4 protein-coding genes are annotated in these 4,084 nt (G+C 62.2%); 1 reads left to right on the forward strand and 3 read right to left on the reverse strand.

The genetic code is table 11. The features are described from left to right. Positions 1–336 precede the first annotated feature (336 nt). Positions 337–1,140 carry an IclR family transcriptional regulator gene (locus tag C5N93_RS04275; RefSeq protein WP_150721730.1) on the reverse strand — a complete coding sequence of 268 codons (804 nt, stop codon included), beginning with the start codon at positions 1,138–1,140 and terminating at the stop codon, positions 337–339. 783 nt (positions 1,141–1,923) lie between these two features. Here C5N93_RS04275 and C5N93_RS04280 point away from each other — a divergent pair. After that, positions 1,924–2,319 (forward strand): transposase, encoded by a 396-nt coding sequence (locus C5N93_RS04280; RefSeq protein WP_069343458.1) that lies wholly within the window; start codon positions 1,924–1,926, stop codon positions 2,317–2,319. 229 nt (positions 2,320–2,548) lie between these two features. Here the strand turns inward: C5N93_RS04280 and C5N93_RS04285 are convergent, their stop codons facing one another. Next, positions 2,549–3,655: an NAD(P)/FAD-dependent oxidoreductase gene (locus tag C5N93_RS04285; protein ID WP_242558398.1), complete on the reverse strand. Its 1,107-nt coding sequence runs from the start codon at positions 3,653–3,655 to the stop codon at positions 2,549–2,551. 222 nt (positions 3,656–3,877) lie between these two features. Next, a partial coding sequence (locus tag C5N93_RS04290) for an FAD-binding protein (protein WP_206093596.1) occupies positions 3,878–4,084 on the reverse strand: 207 nt, incomplete at its 5' end.

Here is a 4,084-nt window from a genome sequence, read left to right on the forward strand (position 1 = left end):
GACGAGAGAACAGTGGGCTACGCACACCGATGGTTCAACTGGGGAGGCATGAGTGGCGGCGATAGCCGGCCCCTGACGTAGCGACTTAAAGGTAGTGGAGCGGAGTCAGGGGGCCGGGTATCGGCGCTGCCCGGAAGTGACGAGAGAACAGTGGGCTACGCACACCGATGGTTCAACTGGGGAGGCATGAGTGGCGGCGATAGCCGGCCCCTGACGTAGCGACTTAAAGGTAGTGGAGCGGAGTCAGGGGGCCGGGTATCGGCGCTGCCCGGAGGCAAAGAGAGGACAGCGAGGGTATAAGACAGCAAGGGTTAAAAGTCCGCAGACCACAAAAGCTCAGCCCAAAACCCCAACCCGCTCAGCCCGATAGTTGAGCTTATGGGAAAGCTCATCGGCAGCAGACACCACTTTCTCGACGATCCCGTTCTCGAGCAGATCGGCTTCCACGCGCGCTTGCGGAATCGTCACGCTGATGACGGCGGCGATCTGGCCACGATGGTTGCGCACCGGGGCGGCAATCGTCGAAATGTTTTGTTCGAAGAAGGCCTGGCTCATGCTGTAGCCACGGGCGATGTCCTCTTGCACCACTCGGTGCAGCGCGTCCACCGTCGTCGGCGTATGTGCAGTGAACGCTTCGAGCTTACGTTCCGGATAAAGCTGTTTGAGCGAAGGCAGCGAATAGTCGCCCAGCAGAATATGACCCACGGCCGTCGCATGGGCGGGCAGACGCGTACCCACACGCACCGTGCCGAACACCAGCTCGCGGCTAGCTGCCTTGGCGACGAAAACCGCATCGCGCTGATCGAGAATCAGAATATGGCTCGAAAAACCCGTCGCATCGCGCAGCTTCTCGATCACCGGCGTGCCGAGATCCGTGAGTTCGAGCGAGTTCAGATATTCGAAACCGAGGCGCAGCACCGCCACACCGAGCCGATAGTGACGATCATCGCCCGCCTTCTCGATGAAGCCTTCCGCCTCAAGCGTTTGCAGCAAGCGAAAAACCGTCGAGCGCGGAATGTCCAGACGCCGCGCCAGGTCCGCCCCGGCAAGTACCGGCTCGCGCGCCGAGAACGTCATGAGAATGCGCAGGCCGCGCTCAAGGCCCGGAACCGAGTATTTGTTATCGCTGTCGTTGCTCATGCCGTTTGCGCACAATGGCGCCGACCGGTGTGCGGCGGGTCCGCGCAGCCGATAGACGATATTCATGGAAGGCGCACATTATAGGCTACGGTCCCGCTACCCGACCATGACGGAAGATCATGACTCGACCGGGCCACTTCACCGAAAAAACTTTCTCATCTCACGAGAGCCGGTTGCGCCGATGTCAATGTTCGGTTGCGACAGGTTGCGCCCATTCTCGCGACACAGTGCCCTATCGGAGCGCAGGCTGGCACTCATCTTGGGCAGGCGGCCTGACAATTCGCGCCGTTCCAACGCCCTTCGCCTTCGGCGCCCCCCATGCACCGCAATGGGGGTAATTCCGAAGCGCGTCGACCCCCGCTTTTTGTCATCATTGCGCCTGCAAGCTTGACAAGCTGGCGCATGTGGAGCGAGACACCCTGGCCGGGGCCGAGAACAATAAACGATCCGGACTGGCCAAAAGGCACGTATTCCTTTTCTCCTGACGCTTTTGCGATTGCCTATCCCAATAGCCACTCAGGAGCTGCGCCCACCTGCCAAGTGGGCGTTTTTTTGCTGGTCAAACGCTCCCTTCGCAGTGTGGTTCGACCCGCCCGCGGTGTTCTTCACGAGAGAACCCGATGTCCTGGCATGCTTGTTGCTTGTATTTCCAGCATCGGGGATCGACGCCGCCTTGGCCGAGTTTTGACGATAAGTCCGCACCAGATTGCACCGGTACGGACCAGATCGCGAAGCCCGGACTCGCCCCCTGCGGCGCCTCCGTTTGTTTTGGGTCGAGGTGTTATGTTTAATGAACTGAGCGACGTTGAATGGCACGCCCTGCGTGATCTGATTTGCGACCGACCGGTCCGTACGGAACGACGCGGACGCCCTCAAGTCGAGCAGCGCACGCTGACCAATGCTGTCTTGTGGGTGCTGTTCACTGGCGAGAGTTGGTCCAAGCTGCCCATGCAGTACCCCTCCGTGCCGACCTGCCGTCGCAAACTGAACGAATGGCGCGAATCGGGCATGCTCGATACGATCCTGAAACGCCTGCAACAATCGGGCCGCGATATCAGCGCCTGTGCAGGTCAAATCAGCAAGCCGGCCCGCAGCACGCCGTGCGGCGATACCGATCGCCTGCGTGGTGTGTTCTGGACGAATCCGGCTTCGTGGAAGCCGCCGGTTGCCATGCGCTGATAGCAGGTGTGCTGACCCGCACACCGGCTCACGCAAGTCTACCGATGCAAGGATTCCGGTCGACAGGAAGGCTGCGCAATGCTCGCAGCACCGTCGTCAAGGAATCACGGGGTTAGCCAGATAAGCAGTCAAAGCAGTCTGCAAGTCGTCGACAGACGATATCTAGGCGAGATGTGGCCGGGCGGTCCATCTCGCGAATTGTGCCTCGCGACATGTCCGATGTGTCGCGTCAGGCAAGTGCTGCGCGTACCGCTTCGGCAATGGCCAACGATGCCGTAAGGCCCGGCGACTCGATGCCGAACAGGTTCACGAGTCCCGCCACGCCATGCACGGCAGGCCCGTCGATACGAAAATCCGCTGCCGGCTCGCCCGGTCCGCTGATCTTCGGACGAATCCCCGCATAGCCCGGTTGCAATGCGCCGTCCGCCAACGTCGGCCAATAGCGGCGCACCGCCGCGTAAAAGCCATCGCCATCCGACGGATTCACCGTGTAGTCGATATCGTCGACCCATTCGACGTTCGGCCCGAAACGCGCCTGCCCGCCCAGATCCAGCGTCAGATGCACGCCCAGCCCGCCCGGCTCCGGCACGGGATAGATCAGATGCGTGAAGGGCGCCCGCTGCGCACAGGTGAAGTAACTGCCCTTGGCGTAATAGCGCTGTGGAATGTGTTCGGACGGCAGCCCCTCGAATCGCCGCGCAATGTCCACCGCGTGGAGCCCTGCGCTGTTGATGACGGTAGCCGCGAGCAACGTCGACGTGACGCCATCGGTTTCAACGTCCAGTTCGATGCCGTCCGGGCCGCCCACGCGGGCACAGGTGACACGTGCGTCGAAGGCCAGCATCGCGCCGGCGTTCTCGGCGTCACCCTGCAACGCCAGCATGAGACCGTGACTGTCGACAATGCCCGTTGACGGTGAGAGCAATGCACCAAATGTGTGCAATTCGGGTTCGAGTTGCGTCACTTCCCCGGCACTGAGCCAGCGAAGATCGTCGACGCCGCTCGCGCGTGCATTGGCGGCAATGGCCTCCAGCTCGCCGACCTGATGATCGGTCGTCGCCACGATCAGCTTGCCGCATCGACGATGCTCCACGCCGTGCGACGCACAGAACTCGTACAGCCGGTGCTTGCCCTCGACGCACAGCGTCGCCTTGCGGGACCCGGGCGGATAGTAGATGCCGCCGTGAATGACTTCGCTGTTGCGCGAACTCGTGCCGGTGCCGATGGCGCGCTCGGACTCCAGGACGACGACCTCGCGTCCGGCCTGCGCCATCGCACGCGCGACGGCCAATCCCACCACGCCTGCGCCGATCACGACGCAATCGACTTTGTCCATCGCTGTTCCCTGTTTGCCGTTCGAGAATGCCCGATTCGTATGAGGACGAGAAGGGACGCTGGCCCTCTCCGGACGCTTGCGGCAACGCCCTGCCCCATCGTCATGCGAATCGACCGCCAGTCGATGACAGACTGGCGGAGGTTCTGCGCCCGATGCCAACCGAAGGACCGGGCAACGGGATCAGACTCCCGCCGCCCGGAATTCCGGGCTGACGTCGGCCGCTTACAGCGCGCCCGTGAGTTCCGGCACGACGGTGAACAGATCGCCCACCAGACCGTAATCGGCCACCGAGAAGATCGGCGCTTCCGGATCCTTGTTGATCGCCACGATCACCTTCGAATCCTTCATCCCGGCCAGGTGCTGAATCGCCCCCGAGATGCCCACCGCCACGTACAGTTGCGGGGCCACGATCTTGCCCGTCTGACCCAC

The organism is Pandoraea sp. LA3, from assembly GCF_022696215.1.
GTDB classification, from domain to species: domain Bacteria; phylum Pseudomonadota; class Gammaproteobacteria; order Burkholderiales; family Burkholderiaceae; genus Pandoraea; species Pandoraea capi.